We start from the raw sequence: 21,034 nt of genomic DNA, 5'->3' as shown, positions 1-21,034 counted from the left end.
CGTGGCGAGCATCGACTATTTCGAGGATCGGCGTTCGGAGCTCTCGGCGTGGATCGCTTCCAGGATGCCGCAGGCCGATGCCGTTGCGTTGACTGCCTTCAGTCCGGCCACCTCAGGGTTCTCCAACGTCACACTTTTTACCGAGCTCACCTGGACTGACTCTGCGGGTGCGCACCGCCGGGAGCTGGTTTTGCGCGCTGTGCCGCCGGGCCGAGCCTTATTCCCCGATGACGACCTTCGGTTGCAGTACGACGTGATGGCCGCGCTGCACGGCACCGCGGTCCCGGTGCCACAACTCGCCTGGTATCTCGACGACCTGGACGTGCTGGGTGTGCCGGCGTATCTCATGGACCGGGTGCGCGGCGAGGTGGCGTCTGGATACAGGCCGGGCTTTCACGGACACGGCCTGTTCTTCGACGCCACGCTCGACCGTCGAAGGTCGATGTGGTTCGCCGCGGTGGACGTGATGGCCTCTTTGCACCGGCTGGATCCACTATCCCTGCGGTTGCCGGACTCGATGGGGTCGCCGGCGGACGGACGGGACGCGATCACGGCCATCCTGGCGCGGATCAGGACTCAACTCGACTCCGTCGGCGCCGAGGTGCCGGTGCTGTGGCAAGCGCTCGATGAGCTCGGACGGACGATGCCCGATGACATGGACGTCGTGCTGTGCTGGGGCGACGCGCGACCGGGAAACGTCATCTATCGCGACGGTGAGGTGGTGGCTGCGCTCGACTGGGAGCTGGCTCACTACGGTGCACCCGAGGGCGATCTCGCCTACTTTCTCTTGGTTGACGAGGTTGTCGCCGAACTCAACAATGTCCCAGGGCTTTCCGGCTTGCCGGACGCCGCCGAGACCATCGCGCACTACCAGCATGTGGTCGGCAGGGATCTACGAGACCTCGAATATCACCGGATTCTGCAGGCGTTGCGCATGGCGGCCATGTTGGTACTGACCGTGCAGCTCAGCCCGCCGGAGCTTGAGTTTCCCCCCGACTACCTCACCGAGAACGTCCCCACCCGCCGGCTCGCGCAATTGCTGCGCGTCCATTGAACCAGGATCGAGTAACCCATGGCAGATGTCATCCTCACCGCCGCCGATGAGTACCTCAACCATCAGACGGTGGCAAGTTTCGAACAGGTTGGCACGACCGACCGCAACTGGACCGAGAAGGGTTACATCGTCGCCTACGACGTCTCCGGCGAGATCATGGTCAGCGCGGGGATCGGCAAATACAGCAATCGCGATGTCATGGATGCCTTCGCGGGCGTGGCGGTACCGGGCCGCCAATACAACGTGCGTGCCACCCGTGAGCTTCGGCCCGACCTCGACCGGACCGCTGTCGGGCCCATCTCGTGGGAGGTCGTTCGCGCCCCGAGTCGCAACCGGATCATTCTGGCCAACAACGAGCTTGGCGTCAGCTACGACGTCACATACGAGAGCGACTTCGCGCCGATCGTCGGCTCGCCGGGTGAGCGCCGCGACCGGGGAATCACCGGAAATCACACGATCCGCTACTTCCAGCCGGGCCGTGCCAGCGGCACGGTCACCGTCGAGGGCCGCACCTATCAACTCGATCCGCAACGGAGCTACGCCTACAAGGACCGTTCCTGGGGCGTCCGAACCATGACCGGGATTCCGAACCCGAATTCGTTCTGGTTCAACGACCCTTCCGCTGTGCCCGAGACGGGACTGCGCCCGGCGCCCGGGCACGGCCAGGGTGTGCTGCACGGGTACCTCAACTTCAGCTTCGGAACCTGGTGCCTTTCCTCGACTTTCACCCAAGGACCCGACGGCAGACCCATGACGTCGAGCACCGGTTCGACTGAGGGCTTCATCGCGTTCGCCGGAGGGGGCCGCCCGCGCCTGCGTATCACCAACCTCGATCTGGACTTCGAGTTCTGGCCGGGAACCCGGCGTGCGAAGTCGCTGCGAGCCCACGCCGATCTCGAGGACGGAACCTCGCGCGATATCAGCTGCTCTTGGAAGGACCTGGTCTACTACTTCCGCGGGGGCGGCTACTTCGGTTTCCGCGGCTGGTGGCAGGGCGGGTACCGCGGAGCGTTGGACGTGGGTGGTGAGGTGATGAATCTGCTCGACAAGGCTGACCTCAACGAGCTTTACGGATGCGAGGAGATCGCCGTCGACTGCGTGTGCGGGGATGAGATCGGGTACGGCGTTATGGAACCTTGGGCCATCGGAGCCCTGCCGCGATACGGCATCACGGAAGACACGCTGGGATGAGTGCCGGTCAGGCAGAACTCGTCAGAGTGGTCAACGGCTTGGCCAACGCGATCCGTACCGCCTCGGTACCAGAGCAAGAGGCGCCGCGGATCCAGGAGATTCTCGACGTGGCCCGCACCATGATCGACCAGTATGTTGCGGCGCCACCGTATGCCGCCGAGCAGCTCTCACCGCCGAAACAGGCTGTGCTGCAATGGGATGCGGCCGACCTCTGCCGAACTATCCCATACAGTCCGTTCCTCGGGCAGCTGAATCCCATGTCGGGGCAGGCCAAACTGTGGGCGGAAGGTGACGCCCTGCGCGGGACCATCATGCTGTCGCCCATCCACGCCGGACCGATAGCCACCGCACACGGAGGGGTGTTGGCGGCGCTGCTCGATGAGCTGACAAGCATGGCGATCATGGCGCTCGGACGTTTCGGGTACACCCGGACCCTGACTGTCACGTACCATCGGCCTACCCCGCTGGACAAAGAACTGTCGCTGTGGGCCCACTCGGCCGGACAGACCGGCTCGGTCTTCCTTACCTCGGGCGAGATCCGTTGCGAGGGAAGGGTGACCGCGTCCGCGGTTGCCGTTCATCACGCAGGTGGGCGCATCGACGAACGGATCTACCCCGATACGATTTCGCGATGACCGAAAACGGTGGGAACTCGGCACCCCTGACCCTTGCGGATTTGGGACCGGGCGCCGAAGAGCGGCAGGGTTTGTCGTATCTCAAGCGGACGGACGCCGCCGAGCTCACCCGGGAGACGGTCGGCCAGACGCTGCTACGGACGGCCGCCGAACGCCCTGACAAGCCCGCCTTGCTGTGCCTGACCGAACGCGGGGTCGCGGCAATGAGCTGGTCGGAGCTGCTGACCGCCGCATCCGCCGCGGCACACGAACTGACCCGAATCAACCCGACCCGGGCGCGCGTCGTCGTGGTCGGAGGCAACTCGACGGACTGGATCGTCGCTGTGTACGGAGCCAGCCTCGCCGCGATGCCGGTAGTGCCGCTGAGCCCCGCTACGACAGTCGATGAGATCGCCGCTGTGCTCGGTGATTTCACGGGCGGTGCGATTCTGGTTGACGACAGGTCGGGAGATCACGTCCTCCGCGACCGCAGTATCGAGGCGTGCGCGTCCGCGGGCTGTGACGCTGTGGTGCGCCCGATAGGGGACTGGCCACCCACAGCCGACGCCACGTTCTGCGAACCCTCACCGGCAGCGGATGAGTTTCTGGTGCAGTACACCTCGGGGACCACCGGACGCCCCAAGCCGGCAAGCCTTTCGCACGTGGCAGCACTCAACGCAGCGAGACTCTTCGCCGAAGGCGCCGGCGGCGTCACGGGCGACGTGTGGCTGAATCCGCTACCGCTCTATCACGTGGGCGGCCTGGTCTCCGGATTGCTGTCGTGCCTGTCGATCTCCGGCACCTATATCGTCATCGAGCGGTTCTCCGCCGAGGTCGCCCTGCGCGCGGTGCGCGAGGCGCATCCGAGCTTCGTCGGAATGGTGCCGACGATGCTGATCGACCTGCTCGACCAGCCCGGTGTGGCGCCCTCGGACTTCGCGTCGGTGCGCACGGTGTTCGGCGGCGCCACTGACGTCGATCCGCGGCTGATCGCCGAGGTCGAGGATCGTCTGGGTGTCCGCTTCAACGTCGGCTACGGCCAGAGCGAATCTCCGTGTATGGCAATGACGTGGTCGACAGATTCGGCGGAAGTGCGGACGAGCTCGCTCGGTCACCCGTTGCCCGGGCGTGACTATTGTCTGGTGGATTCGGAAGGCCTGGTACTGCCGGTCGGGCAGGCGGGCGAGCTCTGCGTTCGGGGGCCGCTGAACATGTCGGGGTACCTGCAGCCCGGCGGCACCCTGGACCCGGACACCAGCGGTGCCGGATGGCGGCGCACCGGCGACATCTGCGTCTTGGACGACTCCGGAATTCTTCGCATCCGCGGCAGGTCGCGCGAGGTCATCATCCGTGGTGGCATTAACATCTACCCCGCGGAGGTGGAACAACGGCTGTCCGCACACCCTGCAGTGCGTGAAGTGGCAGTGTTTGGTGTGCCCGATCGCCGGCTCGGGCAGAAGGTCGTCGCGGCGGTTCTGCCGGCCGTTGGGGCGACAGTCAAGCCCGCCGACCTGGCAGTCTTCGCGGAGGACACACTCAGCCCCAGCAAGCGCCCGGCGAGATGGCTTGTCCTCGAGGAATTTCCGCGTACAGCTTCGGGCAAGGTGCAGAAGCACGTCCTGCAGCAGTTGCTGACAGAACGTTCGGCCAGCCTCGATGAGGGTGACGAGTTCTGAGACGGTGCGAATGCGGGGCGGCGACGCCTGCAGAACCGAGGCGCAGCAGCCCAACTGCGGGATAGGCGCCGAGCGGTGACCGCGCCAACGGGTCATCTCAGGGCGCGTCGTCGTCCGCGAGGATGGGTGTCGCAATCTTGATCGACAGCCTCGCGGCGAGCCTGACAGGTGTCTAAATCGCGGTGGGTCAGCAGGTCCCGGTCGGTTTCGCGCCACGCGCGCGCCAGTACTTCATGGCTGCTGGCCTGAGACGCGGCTGTCTCGGCTCTGTAAATACAGTTAAATAATTGTGCATTCGGCGGCTGAATCGCTTTGCTCGATTGCCACTGGAAGTTGTCCGACGGGACCCTGGGAAAGTCCGGATCCTTGCATCACTGATCCAGATTCATGAGCTCGAAAACCGCTGGCATGGCTTGAGCGCCGCATTGCGGTCGTGCGGGCTCTGGAAGTCATAATTAGTTAAATAGTTCTGTTAAATGAAGACGCCATCGGCTGATTCTGTACCGGACGCATCGCTGCCCGGCGAGCTGATCACAGGCAGCACCGCATCAATGGCGCCGGCGACAAGAACTGGCAGAGGTTGGCCGTCGGTCGTGGCCCAGCGGCGGTATGCGGTGGTAACCGCGCCCAGCACGGCGCTGGCACGGACTTCCCAGATCAACGAGTCGTCGGCAGCACCGTCGGGAAGCTGCGCTGGCCCGCTGGCGGCGCGGAGCACGGCTGCCACCGTCGGTTGTGCACGGTCGGCGGCCGCCAGAAAATGCCGCCAGGCCTTTTCGTCGGCTGCGGCCAATCGCATCATTTCGCGGCTTTCCGCGTTCAGCTCATTATCGGCACGTTCAACAGCCTCGATAATCGCTTCGCGCAACGACAATTTGTGGACGTTTTCGAATAATCCGCTGATAAATCTCGCCGTCGATTCTTCGGTCGCTGCACCAAATAGATCGCTTTTACTTCCGAAATGCCGATAAAGGGTTCGCGGGGAAACTCTTGCAATAGCAGCAACGGTCGACATCGTCGTTGCTGTGTAGCCACGAACGCGGAAAGCATGCACGGCCGCGGCGACGATGTCGCTGCGCATCGCTTCGACACGCTCCTGCCTCGGCACCGCCCTGTAGCTGGGCAAAGAGGGTGCGGAATGACGGCGGGGCACCTGACGCAGTGTGCCACAGGCACGTACTGCCACACTAGAGGTCACCTTCCCGATGGTCGCGCTGGGGTGCAGTAGATGGCCATGCAGCAAAGCCGATCGGCGGGATGGATTAGCCGCGGTCGTAAATTACGAAATTGGCGCCAGGACCTATTGCTCCCGCTCCGTTTTATCGTGTACGGTTCACCGCAGCTTGTGTGGTGCGTCACAGCATTGTGTGGTCAAAGCAATATCGGGGACTGAGGAGTGTTGTCGTCAATGCAGCGTGCGGTGCGGCCTGCCGGAGTCATACGGTGACGGTGCCGCGTGTCGTCCCCTGGGGCCTGAATGTGATGGCGAAGCCGGTGCGCGCGGTGGGTGAGTTCTTCGCGATGTCACTGGATGCCTTCGTGGCAGGTTTCCGGCGTCCGTTTGCCCTGCGCGAGTTCCTCGTGCAGACGTGGTTCGTAGCGCGGGTATCGCTGCTGCCCACGATCCTGCTGTCCATCCCATTCACCACCTTGGTGGTGTTCGTACTCAACGTGTTGCTCGTTGAGATTGGCGCCGCCGACTATTCGGGCAGTGGCGCGGCGCTGGGCTCGGTCAATCAGATCGGACCGATGGTCACCGTGCTGGTGGTCGCCGGCGCCGGCGCGACGGCGATGTGCGCAGATCTTGGGGCCCGGACCATTCGCGAGGAGCTCGATGCGATGCGGGTCATGGGCATTGATCCGATCCAGGCGTTAATCGTGCCCAGGGTGCTGGCCGGCACGCTGGTGGCGCTGATGCTGTCGGCTTTGGTGACCCTAGTCGGCCTGGGCGGCTCGTTCGCGTTCTCGGTCTACATCCAGCACGTCACACCCGGAGCATGGGTGGGCGGGCTGACATTGATCGTCGGACTGACAGACGTGGTTATCGCGATGATCAAGGCCGCGCTGTTCGGTCTGTCCGCGAGCCTGATCGCTTGCTACAAGGGCATTTCCGTCGGGGGCGGACCGGCCGGAGTGGGCAACGCGGTGAACGAAACCGTGGTGTACACGTTCATGGCGCTGTTCGCCATCAATGTCATCGCCACCGCCGTGGGAGTCAAGGTAAGCGCGAAATGACTCAGCCCAGCACGCTTTTCGGACGGACCGCGACAATCGGGAAGAATCTTGCGGCGGAGTGGAATCGAGTCGGCCACCAAGTCCAGTTCTACGCGGCCACGTTGCGTTCGATCGGCGACGTCGTCATCACCTACAAAACCGAGTTGCTCCGGCTGATCGCGCAGATGGCCTTGGGCACCGGGGCTCTGCTTCTCATTGGCGGGACCGTCGTCATCGTGGCGTTCCTGACGATGTCGGCCGGTGCACTGATCGCGGTTCAGGGCTACAACGCACTGGCGAATGTGGGAGTCGATGCGCTGGTGGGTTTCATCTCTGCTTTCGTCAACGTTCGGCTGTCCGCCCCGCTGATCTCCACCGTGGGCCTGGCCGCGACGATCGGCGCGGGGGCGACCGCCCAGTTGGGGGCGATGCGCATCAACGAAGAGATCGACGCGCTGGAGGTCATGGGTGTCCGGTCAATCGCCTACCTCGCATCCTCCAGGGTATTGGCAGGCGTGATAGTCGTGGTACCCCTCTACTGTGTTGCACTGATAGCCTCGTTTGTGTCGTCGGAAGTCGTGGTCGCGATGTACGGCCAGTCGTCAGGCGTCTACAACCACTACTTCCGTACGTTTCTCAATCCGGTCGACATGCTCTGGTCGGTGGGATTGGTGATCTTGTCCGGAGTAGTGGTGATGCTGGTGCACACCTACTACGGCTATACCGCGTCGGGCGGGCCCGCCGGGGTCGGCGAAGCGGTCGGCCGCGCAGTCCGGGCTTCGTTGGTCGTCGCCGTGTTCGTCATTCTGTTCGCGTCGCTGGCGATCTACGGCCACACCGGCAACTTCCACCTCGCGGAGTGATGGCATGGCACGCAAGCGCGGTGAGAGTCGACTGCACCCGGCATGGTGGACGGCGTTGCTCGTCGTCGGGATCGTCGTCACCATCGTGATGTGTATGGAGCTATTCAACCGATCTTTCAATTCGTATGTCCCCGTGACTCTTACGTCCGACCGGTCGGGTCTGATGATGGAAAGCGGCGGCAAGGTCAAGCTGCGCGGGGTCGACGTGGGCCAAGTGGCCGCGGTCTCCGGTGGCGGTCAAGACGTGAGGCTCAGGCTGGACATCGATTCCGAACAGGTGAGGTACATCCCCGCCAACGTCGAGGCCAGGATCAAGGCCACCAGTGCCTTCGGTAACAAGTACGTCGAGCTGATCTATCCCGACCGCCCCAGCGCCAGCAGGATCTCGGCCGGTGAGGTGCTGCATTCCCGCAACGTGAGCACCGAGGTCAACACGGTCTTCCAGAATCTGGTCAATCTGCTGCGCTCGGTCGATGCGTCGAAGCTCAATGCGGTGCTGACCACGCTGGCCGACGGGCTGCGTGGTCAGGGCGACCGGCTCGGCGAGGCGATCACTGATGCCAATCAGGTTCTCCTGGCGGTGAACCCGCGCACTGAGACGATTAGGGGCGACTGGCGGGCAGTGGGAGCCGTCAGCGACACTTTCAGCGCCGCGGCGCAAGACATCCTGCGAACCCTTGATGCGGCAAGCACCACCAGCACGACGCTCGCGAACGGATCGAAGTCCTTGGAAGCGTTGTTGCTCAACGTGATTGGGTTGGCGCGCACAGGTATCAACACCGTCGGTCCGAACGAGGACAACCTCATCAACGCGATCAACCTGCTCAATCCCACCACCAGTTTGCTGCTGAAATACAATCCCGAGTACACTTGCCTGCTAGTCGGGACCAAGCAGTTCCTGGACTCCATCGGCTATTACGCCGTGGGCGGCGGAACGGGTTACAGCCTGATCACCGATTCCGGGATCATGTTCGGCGAGGACCCCTACGTCTATCCGGACAACCTCCCGATCGTTGCCGCCAAGGGAGGACCCGGCGGAAAGCCCAGCTGTGGGTCATTACCGGATGCCGCCAAGAACTATCCGGCCCGCTACGTGGTGACCAACACCGGATGGGGAACCGGCATGGATATCCGACCTAACATCGGGTTAGGCCACCCTTGCTACACGCAGTACTTCCAAGTAACAAGGGCCACACCACAACCCGCGAGCCTGCGTTGCATCGGCCCGCCGTCGCCTGGTCTGGCCGTCCCCGCGACGGGGCCACTACCGCTGCCGCCGCCTCCGGGTGGCCCACCGGCGGCAGCCGCCGCCGACCCACCCCCGAGTCCATGAGCCGCCCCGACCGAAGGACACCGCGATGAGAGAGAACCTCAGCGCCATCCTGTGGCGCCTGAGCCTGTTCATGGTGGTGTGCACGCTGGGCATCGTCGGGATCATCGCCGTGTTCGGCCAGATCAGATTTCAACAGGAAAAGACCTACAACGCTGTTTTCGCCAATGTCACCGGGCTTCGCGACGGCAACTTCGTTCGGATCGCCGGAGTTGAGGTCGGCAAGGTCAAGGAAATCGCCGTCAACGACGACGCCACGGTGACTGTCCGCTTCTCGGCCGACGATTCGGTGGTCCTGACCCAGGGGAGTAAGGCCGCCGTCCGCTACGAAAACCTCATCGGTGACCGCTACCTGGCGCTCGAAGAAGGAGCGGGATCCATTCAACGGCTGCTACCCGGACAAACCATCCCGATCCAGAGAACGCAACCTGCTTTGGATCTGGAGGCGCTGATCGGGGGCTTCCGGCCGCTCCTGCGTGCGTTGAATCCGGTTCAGGTGAACGCCTTGACCGGCCAGCTGATCCAGGCGTTCCAGGGGGAGGGGACCACAATCAGCTCCTTCTTGGCCCAGACGGCCTCCGTGACAAACACTTTGGCCGACCGTGACCGGCTCATCGGTCAGGTGATCGATAACCTGAACACGTTGCTGGGGTCGCTGGGGGATCAGAGCAAGCAGTTCGACAAGGCGGTCGAATCGGTTTCGGAGTTGGTGAAGGGCCTTGCCGACCGGCGGGGAGACATCACCACCGGGGTGGCCTACATCAACGCCGCCACGGGTTCGGTGGCCGACCTCCTCAATCAGGCACGTGCGCCCCTGCAGAACACCGTTCATCAACTCGACCGCACCGGCGCACAGATCATGGCCGACCACGACTACCTCGACAACCTGTTGGAACATCTGCCCGAGAAGTACGCCATCCTGGCCCGCCAGGGCCTCTACGGCGACTTCTTCAGCTTCTACCTGTGCGACGTGATCCTCAAGCTCAACGGCAAGGGCGGCCAGCCCGTGTACGTCAAAGTCGTCGGCCAGGCCACAGGCAGGTGCACGCCCAAGTGAGAAGCTTCTCCGAGCGCAATCCGATGATCATCGGGTCCGTTGGCCTGGGCGCGACCGTCGTCATCGTCCTCGCGGCACTGCAGTACGACAAGCTGCCGCTCTTCTCCGAAGGTAAGACCTACAGCGCATATTTCGCCGAAGCGGGCGGCCTGCGGAACAACGCTAACGTCCAGGTATCCGGTTACAAGGTCGGTCAGGTGTCCAGCATCAAACTCGACGGCCCCAGAGTCTTGGTGACGTTCAAGGTTGCCGACAACATCCGACTCGGGGATCGCCCCGAGGCCGCCATCAAAACCAATGCTCTTCTGGGAACCAAGATCTTGGAAGTGACCCCGCGCGGTCAAGGCTGGACCTCGCAGACCATCCCACTCGAGCGCACCACATCGCCGTATCAGCTCTCCGACGCGCTGGGCGATCTGACGAAGACCATCAGCGGATTGGACACCGATGCGCTGTCCACGTCACTGACCACCCTGGCGCAGACCTTCAAAGACACTCCGCCGGACGTGCGGATCGCGGTCGAGGGGGTGGCGCGCTTCTCCCAGGCACTTGACAACCGCGATCTGCAGCTACGCAACTTGTTGGCGAACGCGGACAAGGCCACCGCGGTGCTGGCCAAGCGCAGCGACCAGGTTGTCGGATTGATCGAAAACACCAATGCGCTACTGGCATCCCTGCTGTCGCAAAGCAACGCGCTCGATCAGATCGCCAACAACGTATCGGCGCTGAGCAAGCAGCTTTCGGGATTGATCGCCGAGAACCGTGCCCAACTGCGGCCGGCCCTGGACAAGCTCACCGCCGTGCTGACCATCCTCGACAACCGCAAGGACCGCATCCAGAAGTCCATCAAGCTGCTCAACGCCTACGCCATGTCGCTGGGGGAATCGGTGTCCTCCGGCCCGTTCTTCAACGCGTACATCGCCAACCTGCTTCCCGGACAATTCGTCCAGCCATTCATCGACGCCGCGTTTTCCGATCTCGGCCTGGATCCGCACGTGTTGCTGCCATCGCAGCGGACCGACCCCCAAACCGGCCAGCCGGGCACGCCTCCACTTCCGGTGCCCTACCCACGTACCGGTCAGGGCGGAGGCCCGAGATTGACGCTGCCCGACGCGATTACGGGAAACCCGGGCGATCACCCATGCCTGCTGCCCGGCACGGGCTGCTACCCCTACCGGGAGCCGCCGGCGCCTCCGCCGCCGGGGGGACCACCGCCTGGTCCACCCGCATCGGTTCCCCCCGCGCCGACGTCGGCACCGGTCTACGTGCCGGCGCCGGGAGAGGTTGCCCCCACCGCCGCGCCGGGCGGCCCACCCGCAGGAGCACCACGATGACACCGACTCGACGAGTAAGGGTGGCGCTGGCGGTGCTACTCGTGCTGGTGCTGACCGGTGGGGCGACGAGCGCAGTCCTCAACGCGGTCAGCGCCGGCAAGACCCGCGTTGTCGCCTACTTCGACAACAGCAACAGCATCTACGCCGGCGATGACGTGGTGATCCTGGGGGTTCCGGTCGGCAAGGTCGAAAAGATCGAACCCGAGCCGCTGCGGGCCAAAATCACCTTTACTGTCGACGACACCTACAAGATGCCAGTCGACGTCAAGGCCGTGATCGTCTCCCCGACGCTGGTGACCGCGCGGGCCATCGAGCTCACTCCCGCCTACACCGGTGGCCCCACCCTCGCCAGCGGCGCCGTCATCCCCCAACAACGCACGGCGGTGCCTATCGAATTCGACGATCTGCGTGAGCAACTCGAGAAGCTGACAACGTCTTTGCAGCCGACGCAACCGGATGGTCAAAGCGCGCTCGGCCAATTCATCAACACCGCCGCGGACAACCTGCGTGGTCAGGGCGCCAACATTCGGGACACCTTAATCAAGCTCTCGCAAGCCTTTTCGGCGCTGGGCGACCACAGCAACGATGTCTTCGGAACTATAAAGAATTTGGCGATCCTCGTGTCGGCGTTGCAGTCGAGTACCACTCTCATGCGCCAACTCAACCAAAACTTGGCATCGGTCACGGGTTTGCTTGCCGACGACCCCCAAGCGATTGCCAACGCGGCCAAGAACCTCGATGCCGCGGTGGGCGAAGTCCAGTCGTTCGTCGCCGACAACCGTGAGTCCATCGGAGCGGTCTCCGACAAGCTGACGTCGGTCTCGAATGCGGTCATGGAAAGCCTCGACGATGTCAAGCAGACGTTGCACGTCGCCCCGACGGCATTCCAGAACTTTGTCAACATCTACCACCCGGCCTATGGCGCGTTTACCGGCATCCTGAGTGCCAACAACTTCGCCGACCCGATCAGTTTCCTCTGCGGAGCCGTTCAGGCGGCGTCAAGGCTGAACGCCGAGCAGTCGTCCAAGCTGTGTGTGCAGTACCTGGCACCGATCGTCAAAAATCGGCAAATCAACTTCCTTCCCATCGGCGGTAACCCGTTCGTCGGCCCGATCGCCCGCCCCAACGAGGTCACCTTCAGCGAGGATTGGCTGCGCGGGCTGGCCGAACCCGGACAGGTCAGAGATCACTACGAAGGTCCGCTGCCGGACGAAGGCGCGCCGCCGCCCGGGGCGGTACCGCCGGTGGCGCCCGAAGCCGTGTCGCCGCCCGCCGCCCCCGGAATCCCTATATCGCAAGCACCTCCCGCCCAAGCGACGCCGACCGACCCGGCCGCGGGACTGTCCGGCCTGATGACGCCACCCGGAGGGGGATCGTGAGGCGCGCGGCATGGATACGAAGCGCGTTGCTGGGCCTCGTGACGCTAAGCATGGTGGTCTTGTCGGGTTGCGGATGGCGAGGGTTGAACTCCTTGCCGCTGCCGGGCACGGCCGGGGAAGGGCCCGGCTCCTACACCGTGCAGGCGCAGCTCCCCGATGTCACTACGCTGCAACAGAATTCGCGAGTACGTGTTGGCGACGTCACGGTGGGCAATGTGACGAAGATCGAGCGACAGGGCTGGCACGCGTTGGTCACGCTTCGGCTCGCCGGAACCGTCCACCTACCCGCCAACGCCACCGCCAAGCTCGGCCAGACAAGCTTGCTGGGCTCGGTCCACATCGAGCTGGCACCGCCGACCGCCGTTGCGCCGCAAGGGAACCTCCACGAAGGGTCGCTGATCCCGCTCTCGTCAGCAGGCATGTACCCGACGACCGAGCAGACGCTCTCGGCGGCATCATTGCTGCTCAACGGCGGTGGCCTCGGTCAGATTCAGGAGATCACTCAGTCCCTGAGCACGGCGTTCGCCGGGCGAGAACACGACTTGCGGAGCCTGATCGAGCAGTTGGACCAGTTCACCGGCTACCTGAACGACCAGTCGGGCGAGATCATCTCGGCCACCGACAAGCTCAACAACCTCGTCGGCCAGTTCGCCGCCGATCAACCGGTGGTGAACCGCGCACTACAAACCATTCCCAATGCGCTGGCGGTGCTCAAAGACCAGCGCGCCCATCTGGTCGAGGCGGCGGATCAACTCGGCAAGTTCGCCGCGCTGACCGCCAAGGCCGTCAACCAGACCAAGGAGAGTTTGGTAGCCGAGCTGCACCAGCTTGGACCGGTGCTGGACTCACTTGCCAATGCCGGTCCGGCACTGACGCGTTCGCTGAGCCAACTGCTCACCTATCCCTGGCCCAACGAAACGCTCGACAAATGGCTCCGCGGGGACTATGCGAACCTCACCGCGGTCTTCGACTTGACCTTGAGCCGCTTGGACGCAGGCCTGTTCACCGGCACCCGATGGGAAGGAAACCTAACCGAACTGGAGATGCAGTGGGGCCGCACCATCGGCCAGATGCCGAGCCCTTACACCGCGGGGAACCCGCTTATCGCGCCATACCGTTGGGACCAAGGGCCATGACATGAACTTGACCAAAAGAATCAGGATCCAGCTTGCTGTTTTCGCCGTCGTGGCGATCACCTCGGTAGCGATTATCGGCTTGGGATACATGCAGCTGCCCTCGATGCTTTTCGGGGTGGGGCACTACACCGTGACGGTGGATCTGCCCGAGGCCGCCAACCTATATCCCTCAGGGAACGTCACGTACCGCGGCACCGAAGTCGGGCGTGTTACCTCGGTGCACCTCACCAACGACGGGGTGGCCGCGGAGCTTTCGCTGAGATCTGACGTGCGCATCCCCTCGGATCTGGATGCCCAGGTGCACAGCCAGACCGCGGTCGGCGAGCAATACGTCGCATTGCTGCCCCGCAACGCAACATCGCGGCCGCTGAGTGACGGTGACGTGATACCGCGGAGCCGGGCATCGGTACCGCCGGATATCAACAACTTGCTCGACGCGGCCAACCGGGGAATCGCGGTAATTCCCAACGAGAATTTGAAAACCGTTGTCGACGAGAGCTTTACCGCCTTCGGGGGCCTGGGCCCGGAATTCTCCCGCTTCATCAGAGGGTCCACCTCAGTGGCCATCGACGCCCGCCACGACGTCGACGCGCTCACCGCATTGATCGACGGCGCCAAACCCGTGCTCGACACCCAGACCGATACCAGCGATTCGGTGCGGGCGTGGGCCTCGCATCTGGCCACGATCACCGGCCAGCTGCAAACCCAGGACCATGCTGTCGCCGGTATCCTACGCAAAACGCCTGCGGCAGCGGCTGAGGTGCAAGCCCTTTTCGATCGGGTCAATCCAACGTTGCCGACTCTGCTGGCCAACCTGGTCAGCGTGGAGCAGGTCGCGGTCACCTATTCAAACGACCTGGAGCAGTTGCTGGTGCTGCTGCCCCTCGGGATCGGCGACATCGCTGCAGCCGGCGTGCCCGACCAATATCTCAAGACCGCATACCGTGGCATATTTCTGAGTTTTCACTTGAACTTGAATGTGCCGCGGCCGTGCACAACGGGATTCCTTCCTGCCCAGCAACGCCGCGTCGCGTCCTCCACGGACTATCCAGACCGCCCCGCGGGCGACATGTACTGCCGGATCCCGCACGACGCCACGTTCAACGTCCGCGGCGCCCGGAACATCCCATGCGAGACGGTTCCCGGTAAACGGGCGCCAACGGTGAAGATGTGCGAAAGCGACGAGCAGTACGTGCCGCTCAACGACGGTGACAGTTGGAAAGGCGATCCCAACGCCACCCTGTCGGGTCAAGACGTTCCCCAACTCAGTCCGGGAAGTACGCCGCACACGGCGCCGCCACCGCCGACCGCCCAGCCGCCGCCGGTGCCGGCAATCGCCGCGGCCGCATACGATCCCGCAACCGGCACCTATGTAGGACCCGATGGAAACGTTTACACCCAAGCCGATTTGGCTCAAAATGCCCCGAAGGAGCAGACGTGGCAATCAATGCTGATGGCGCCGAAGGCCCGGTGAACGGGTCGTCGCAGGTGCCGACGAACACGGCCATAGGGCTTACTGCGCTGGCCGACCCGCCTTCTTCCGGTGACAGTGACCCGGACGCCGACGCCGGCGACACCGCCGGGAGATCGGTTGAGGAGTCCTGCGACGATCCGGACACTGGCGGCGAAGCCACCGGCGAGCAAGGCGATGCCGACGTCGCGTCCGACGGCGCCGACGCGGGGCCACGCGTGGCAGGGAGCCGCACATGGCCCGCATTGGCCGTGGGACTGGTTGCCGTGGTTGCGCTCGGTGGGCTGGGTGGCTGGCTGGGTTACGGTATCTACCGAGACCGCCAGGATGACGCGCTGCGCAATCAGTTCCTGGCGGCGGGCCGGCAGGGTGCACTCAACCTGACCACCATCGATTACACCCACGCCGACGCCGACGTCCAACGCATTCTTGATTCGTCGACAGGTCAGTTCCGCGACGACTTCTCAAAACACGCTCCCGCGTTCATCGATGTGGTCAAGCGTGCGCAATCCAAGACCAATGGCAATGTCACGGATGCCGGATTGGAGTCCAGCACAGGTGAGTCCGCCCGTGTTCTGGTGGCGGTGTCGGTCAACACCACGAATGCCGGTGCGGCCGATCAGGCGCCGCGGCACTGGCGAATGCGCGTCGACGTCCAGAAAGTTGGTGACACAATGAAGGTTTCGAACGTGGGATTTGTGCCGTGATGCGGCCCGACCGCCGCAACCGGCGGACCGATGAACCATCCCCCGATGAGGTCTCGAACATTGAAGAGCACGGGCCCGCCGATGACGCAGCGGCAGAAGGCATCTCGCCGGGCAGAACGAATCGACGGTGGCGCAGGGCACTGGTGTTTGGCGCATTGCCCGGGTTGGCGATGCTCCTCGCCGGTGGCGTTGGCTACCTGAAGTGGGAAAAGACTGTCGACGCCGAAACGCGCTCCGCCCGAATCGAATCTGTTCAGGCCGCGAGTGAGAGCACCGTCAAGATTCTGTCCTATAGCCCCGATACAGTAGAGCGTGAGCTGCAGGCAGCGCGCGACCGGCTGACCGGACAATTCCGTGACGCCTACACCCAGCTGACCCATGACGTGGTGATCCCGGGTTCCAAAGAAAAGAAGATATCGGCCGTCGCCACAGTGCCCGCTGCCGCATCGATATCTGCGAGCCCGGATCGCGCGGTGGTCATGGTGTTTGTCAACCAGAGCATTACTGTTGGCAATGAGCCGCCGTCCACTTCTGCTTCGACCGTCAGAGTCACATTGGACAGGCGCGAGAACCGTTGGCTCATATCCGAGTTCACCCCCGTCTAGGCACCGCTCGAGCGGGCTAAGGATCAAACGAAGGAAGAGCCGATGATGCATCCGAGCTGCGGCAGCGCGCGGGCGCTAACCGTTCCCGTGCTCTTAGTCTTCGGGGCAGCTCTAACGATGCCCGCCACTCATGCCGACAACGACAACAACACGCTCATACCGAACAACAAGAGGTTGAACGATGGTGTCATCGTCAACGTCTACACCGCCCAGCGGGAGGCCGGTTGCAACCATGATGTCAACCCCAATCCGCAGCTCCAGCTGGCCGCTCAGTGGCACACCGACGATCTGATGAACAACCGAAATCTCGACGGACACATCGGCTCTGATGGCTCCACCCCGCAAGACCGCGGCAATGCGGCCGGATATCACGGCAAGGTCGCCGAAACAGTGGCGATCAACCCGGCTCTGGCCATCAACGGCATGGACGTCCTTCATCAGTGGTTCAACGACCCGGCCGCTTGGGCGACCATGACCGACTGCGCTAACAGCCAGGTCGGCGTGTGGTCGGAAAACAGCCTCAACCGCACGGTGCTGGTCGCCGTCTACGGGCAGCCGGACCAGCCACCACCGAGCCATCAACCGCCGCAGCCGACCTCGCAGCCACCGCAGCCTCTCGATGCTTCTGAAGCCAATTCCCCAGTCGCGATGGACCCCACCCCCGACTACGACGCCAGCGACGAGTTGGAAAAGCTGCAGACCTGGCTGCCGTGGATCTTGCGGGGCAGGAGCCCGTCACCCGCCTACCCCCCGCAGTAGGCAAACTCGGACATGAAGCATCACAAGGCGCTGGTCACCTTAGCCGTGCTCGCCACCGCATTCGCGGAGGGCGGGCTTATCCCGCCGCCGCGCTCGTACGCCGCGCCGGCGCCCGAGGTGGAATACGTCTACGACGTGGTCGTGCGGCGCCACTACAACTTCCCGAACAATGATGCGATCGGCTACGGCCACGGAATCTGCGACAAAGTCATCGCGGGCGAAAACTACGCCCAGGTGATGAGCGATGCAAGACGCGATGTGACCCCTAACGACGAGTACGCGGCCAACTACCTGGTCTCCTATGCAGTTAATATCCTTTGCCCCGAGCAGATTTGGCAGCTCAGGAACTCTGCTGCGCATTATCAACCACCACCGCAGTAACCGCGCGCACGACATGCGACGGTGGCCAACCGTATCGACAACGGCACAACGATGGAGGGTAGACATGAGGGTCGGGCGGTGTCGATCAGCGCTACAGCGCGCGTTCTGCGTCGCCGCACTGGCGATCGTCTTGGGTGGCGCGACCGCGACGGCGGGCGTCATCGGCCCGGCCAAGGGGGCGGCTTACGAGAGTCTGATGGTTCCGTCGGCCGCGATGGGCCGCGACATCCCGGTGGCCTTCCTGGCCGGCGGTCCGCACGCGGTCTATCTGCTTGATCCGTTTGACGCGGGCCCCGATATCAGCAACTGGGTCACCGCGGGCAATGGGATGAACGCGCTTGCCGGCAAGGGGATTTCGGTGCTCGCGCCAGCCGGAGGTGCGTACAGCATGTACACCAACTGGGAACAGGACGGCAGCAAGCAGTGGGACACCTTTTTGTCCAGCGAGCTGCCCAACTGGCTGGCGGCCAACAAGGGGCTCGCGCCCGGCGGTCACGCCGTTGTGGGGGCCTCCCAAGGCGGATATGGGGCGATGGCGCTGGCAGCGTTCCACCCTGACCGCTTTCGCTTCGCTGGTTCGCTGTCCGGCTTTCTATATCCGTCGAGTACCAGCTACAACGGCGCGATCCTCGCCGGCCTGCAGCAGTTCGGTGGCATCGACGGTAACGGGATGTGGGGTCCCCCGCAGCTGGGTCGGTGGAAGTGGCACGACCCATTTGTGCACGCAGCGATGCTGGCGCAGAACGGCACCCGCATCTGGGTGTATTCCGCGAATTCCGGATCCAGCGATCCCGCCGCCATGCTCGGCTACCCCGACCAGGCGACAGGATCAAATCTCGAGTTTTACCAGCAGTACCGCACCGTTGGCGGGCGCAACGGCCACTTCGACATCTCGCCCGGCGGTGACAACGGCTGGGGCTCGTGGTCCGGCCAGTTGGCTGCCATGTCCGGCGACATGGCCGCGACGATCCACTAAGTGCCGCAAGCTCGGCACACTCGCGCGGAGCCCCGCGGTCATGGGTCCGTGACACCCATCGCCCCCATCGCTCCCACCTCCGCGAGCGGGTTGGGTGCGGTACCCGCGGGCGTGAGCGGCGCACCGGGCCTGGCGGGAACCTCGGGAATTCAACCCAGCTCAACGTGGAAGGGTTTGCGCAATGGGGCCAGACCGTATCCGGTACCGACGTCGCGGCCGACCTGGCGGCAGCGGCGGGCTGAGACCAGCGAGGAGCGCGCCGGCCTCCAAGTAGATCGCCCATCCAATCTGATTGGGTGGCCAGCTTTTCAACCGTCGCGACCGGCCGTCAACGTCGGGTGGATGGACCTTAACCTCTTTTCGACGGGGTGGTTTCTAGCGATCATTGCACATGGGGAATTCCGGGGTGGGTTAGCAATTCGGCGAAGATCTGGGCGGGGGTTCGGTCGTCGAGAACGCGTCGGGGCCGGTTGTTAAGTGTGTTGGCGAGGTACGCTGGCTCGTCGATGCTGCGACGGGACAGGTCGGTCCCTTCCGGAAGGTATTGCCGCAGAGGCCGATTGATGTTCTCGTTGGCGCCGGACTGCTAATGGCTGCCCGAATCGCAGAAGTAGACCTTGGCGCCGGCGGCCGCGGTGATCTGCAGGTGGCGGGCCATTTCGCTGACATTCCATAATCGCGCGTGCGCACTAAGAATGCCTGAATACCTGAATCAGGCCGCAGCGCCAAGCAATGACGAGTACTGCGGAGCTGAGCGTCGCCTGGACAGCACTAACCGTAGCCCGATTCGTCTACGACCCCGCACAACTGCGGTGATGAGGACCGAAGCGCGAGAATCGGCTCGAATAAGCAACAATTCAGATGACAAGCACGGGTGCACTGCGGTAGGCGTATATATGTGACTGAGCTGACCCTGCGCACCATCAGCGATGACGACGACTACGAGTCATTCATGTCCGCGTCGCATGCGGTGTTCTTCGAGGACATGCCGAAGGACGAAATCGACCTGATGCGCAAGGTCACCGAGTTTGACCGCATGGCCGGATTTCACGACGGCACCCGCTGGGCGTCCACCGTAGGCGCCCTCGGCAAGCAGGTGGTACTGCCCGGCGGTGTGATCGCACCGGTGGCCGCCGTCACCGCGGTCACAGTGTCACCGAGCCATCGGCGCCGCGGCCTGCTGACGGCGATGATGCGTCATCAGCTCGATGACATCAGGTCGCGCGGAACCGAGGCGCTGGCGATGCTGTTCGCGTCGGAAGCCTCAATCTATGGGCGATTCGGCTACGGAATGGCCAGTTCGATCGCAGCGTTGTCCGGGCAGGTGCGCGAGCTCGGCTTCCGCCCTGAAGTCCAGCTTGGCGACGGCACGGTGAGCGACACCGATACTGACCCATTTATGGCCAACGCACCCGCGATCTACGACCGAGCCATAGCGCAACGCCCCGGACTGATGACCAGATCGCGGCTGTGGTGGGACACGGTGATCCACGACAGCGAAGAACGGCGCAAGGGCACCGGCAAGATGCGCTTCGCCCTGCACCACGAGGCCGACGGCACCGCCAGCGCATTCGCCATCTACCGCCCCAAGGCCGGCTGGACGGACACCGGCCAGCCTAGCGGTGACCTTCACATCCAGGAGGTGCGGGCCACCAATCATCGCGCTTACGCACGCATTTGGCGCCATCTACTCGACATGGACCTGGTCAGGACCGTCAAGTATGACTGCGCCGCGATCGACGAGCAACTGCGCTACCTGATCACAGACCAGCGGGCACTGCGGTGCGAAGTGATGGACGCCATCTATGTACGACTGGTCGACGTATCCCGCGCACTGACGTTGCGCCGGTACGCAACCCCGGTCGACGTGGTACTCGAGGTGACCGACGAGTTCTGCCCGTGGAACACCGGCCGGTGGCACCTACGTGGCAGCCCCGAGGGTGCCGCATGCGAAACCACCACCGCACCAGCCGACATCGCCATCACCGCGCGCGACCTCGGTGCCATCTACCTGGGTGGGGTGAATCTGCAGACGCTTGCTACCGCAGGATTCGTCGCAGAACTCACCTCGGGGTCGGTACACCGGACCGCGGTCGCCTTCGACTGGCCCATCGCCCCCGGCATGCCCGACCACTTCTAAGACTTCACCCGGTCAGACGGCCAAACTGGGCACGTAGGGGAGGCGATACCGACTAGGGCATGTCTGACAAACGTCGGGTCCAGGCGACGATGGCGTTGAGAACGGCTGCGCCGCGGTAGACGATGGCGAGTTTGTCGTAGCGGGTAG

At 63.8% G+C, this 21,034-nt stretch carries 19 protein-coding genes; 18 read left to right on the top strand and 1 reads right to left on the bottom strand.

All coding sequences use genetic code 11. The features are described 5' to 3' along the window. Position 1: 1 nt before the first annotated feature. The 4 genes from SKC42_RS00095 to SKC42_RS00080 are packed head-to-tail and all read left to right on the top strand — an operon-like array spanning position 2 to position 4,535. On the top strand, positions 2–1,054 hold the full coding sequence (locus SKC42_RS00095) for a phosphotransferase family protein (RefSeq protein ID WP_330962315.1): 1,053 nt from the start codon (positions 2–4) through the stop codon (positions 1,052–1,054). Positions 1,055–1,072: 18 nt separating this feature from the next. Beyond that, positions 1,073–2,245, top strand: a complete 1,173-nt coding sequence (locus SKC42_RS00090; RefSeq protein ID WP_330962314.1) for a hypothetical protein — start codon at positions 1,073–1,075, stop codon at positions 2,243–2,245. Beyond that, positions 2,242–2,880, top strand: a complete 639-nt coding sequence (locus tag SKC42_RS00085) for a PaaI family thioesterase (protein WP_330962313.1) — start codon at positions 2,242–2,244, stop codon at positions 2,878–2,880. Before SKC42_RS00090 ends, SKC42_RS00085 begins: the two co-directional genes overlap by 4 nt. Beyond that, complete coding sequence (locus tag SKC42_RS00080) at positions 2,877–4,535, top strand: class I adenylate-forming enzyme family protein (protein WP_330962312.1); 1,659 nt, start codon at positions 2,877–2,879, stop codon at positions 4,533–4,535. The genes SKC42_RS00085 and SKC42_RS00080 overlap by 4 nt, the downstream gene beginning before the upstream one ends. Positions 4,536–5,007: 472 nt before the next feature. On the opposite strand, the gene SKC42_RS00075 is transcribed toward SKC42_RS00080, so the two are convergent. Further along, positions 5,008–5,616 (bottom strand): TetR/AcrR family transcriptional regulator, encoded by a 609-nt coding sequence (locus tag SKC42_RS00075; protein ID WP_330962311.1) that lies wholly within the window; start codon positions 5,614–5,616, stop codon positions 5,008–5,010. A 401-nt stretch (positions 5,617–6,017) separates the two neighbouring features. Between SKC42_RS00075 and SKC42_RS00070 the strand changes: the two genes are divergently transcribed. From SKC42_RS00070 to SKC42_RS00005, 14 genes are all read left to right on the top strand, one after another. Next, complete coding sequence (locus SKC42_RS00070; protein ID WP_330962626.1) at positions 6,018–6,770, top strand: MlaE family ABC transporter permease; 753 nt, start codon at positions 6,018–6,020, stop codon at positions 6,768–6,770. Continuing rightward, on the top strand, positions 6,767–7,612 hold the full coding sequence (locus SKC42_RS00065) for an ABC transporter permease (protein ID WP_330962310.1): 846 nt from the start codon (positions 6,767–6,769) through the stop codon (positions 7,610–7,612). The genes SKC42_RS00070 and SKC42_RS00065 overlap by 4 nt, the downstream gene beginning before the upstream one ends. Before the next feature lie 4 nt (positions 7,613–7,616). Continuing rightward, positions 7,617–8,945 carry an MCE family protein gene (locus SKC42_RS00060; protein WP_330962309.1) on the top strand — a complete coding sequence of 443 codons (1,329 nt, stop codon included), beginning with the start codon at positions 7,617–7,619 and terminating at the stop codon, positions 8,943–8,945. A gap of 25 nt (positions 8,946–8,970) precedes the next feature. Beyond that, entirely contained in the window at positions 8,971–9,999 is a 1,029-nt protein-coding gene (locus SKC42_RS00055) for an MCE family protein (protein ID WP_330962308.1), read from the top strand. Then, positions 9,996–11,333, top strand: coding sequence for an MCE family protein (locus tag SKC42_RS00050; protein WP_330962307.1), 1,338 nt, complete (start codon positions 9,996–9,998; stop codon positions 11,331–11,333). The genes SKC42_RS00055 and SKC42_RS00050 overlap by 4 nt, the downstream gene beginning before the upstream one ends. Beyond that, on the top strand, positions 11,330–12,712 hold the full coding sequence (locus SKC42_RS00045; protein ID WP_330962306.1) for an MCE family protein: 1,383 nt from the start codon (positions 11,330–11,332) through the stop codon (positions 12,710–12,712). Before SKC42_RS00050 ends, SKC42_RS00045 begins: the two co-directional genes overlap by 4 nt. Then, positions 12,709–13,848, top strand: a complete 1,140-nt coding sequence (locus SKC42_RS00040) for a virulence factor Mce family protein (RefSeq protein WP_442931912.1) — start codon at positions 12,709–12,711, stop codon at positions 13,846–13,848. The genes SKC42_RS00045 and SKC42_RS00040 overlap by 4 nt, the downstream gene beginning before the upstream one ends. 1 nt (position 13,849) lies before the next feature. Beyond that, complete coding sequence (locus tag SKC42_RS00035; protein WP_330962305.1) at positions 13,850–15,322, top strand: MlaD family protein; 1,473 nt, start codon at positions 13,850–13,852, stop codon at positions 15,320–15,322. Beyond that, positions 15,286–16,026: a mammalian cell entry protein gene (locus tag SKC42_RS00030; RefSeq protein WP_330962304.1), complete on the top strand. Its 741-nt coding sequence runs from the start codon at positions 15,286–15,288 to the stop codon at positions 16,024–16,026. The genes SKC42_RS00035 and SKC42_RS00030 overlap by 37 nt, the downstream gene beginning before the upstream one ends. Further along, a complete protein-coding gene (locus SKC42_RS00025) occupies positions 16,026–16,631 on the top strand; it encodes a hypothetical protein (RefSeq protein ID WP_330962624.1) in 606 nt (201 codons plus the stop codon). Before SKC42_RS00030 ends, SKC42_RS00025 begins: the two co-directional genes overlap by 1 nt. Positions 16,632–16,748: 117 nt before the next feature. After that, a complete protein-coding gene (locus SKC42_RS00020; protein WP_330962303.1) occupies positions 16,749–17,390 on the top strand; it encodes a CAP domain-containing protein in 642 nt (213 codons plus the stop codon). Between the two features lie 12 nt (positions 17,391–17,402). Beyond that, entirely contained in the window at positions 17,403–17,771 is a 369-nt protein-coding gene (locus SKC42_RS00015; RefSeq protein WP_330962302.1) for a DUF732 domain-containing protein, read from the top strand. A gap of 64 nt (positions 17,772–17,835) precedes the next feature. Beyond that, a complete protein-coding gene (locus SKC42_RS00010) occupies positions 17,836–18,747 on the top strand; it encodes an alpha/beta hydrolase family protein (RefSeq protein ID WP_330962301.1) in 912 nt (303 codons plus the stop codon). A gap of 898 nt (positions 18,748–19,645) precedes the next feature. Then, positions 19,646–20,887, top strand: coding sequence for a GNAT family N-acetyltransferase (locus SKC42_RS00005; protein ID WP_330962300.1), 1,242 nt, complete (start codon positions 19,646–19,648; stop codon positions 20,885–20,887). The last annotated feature ends 147 nt before the right edge of the window (positions 20,888–21,034 follow it).

This window comes from Mycobacterium sp. 050134 (assembly GCF_036409085.1).
Lineage (GTDB): Bacteria > Actinomycetota > Actinomycetes > Mycobacteriales > Mycobacteriaceae > Mycobacterium.
The sequence above is the reverse complement of the archived record's forward strand: the minus strand, read 5'-3'. Positions and strand labels throughout refer to the sequence as shown.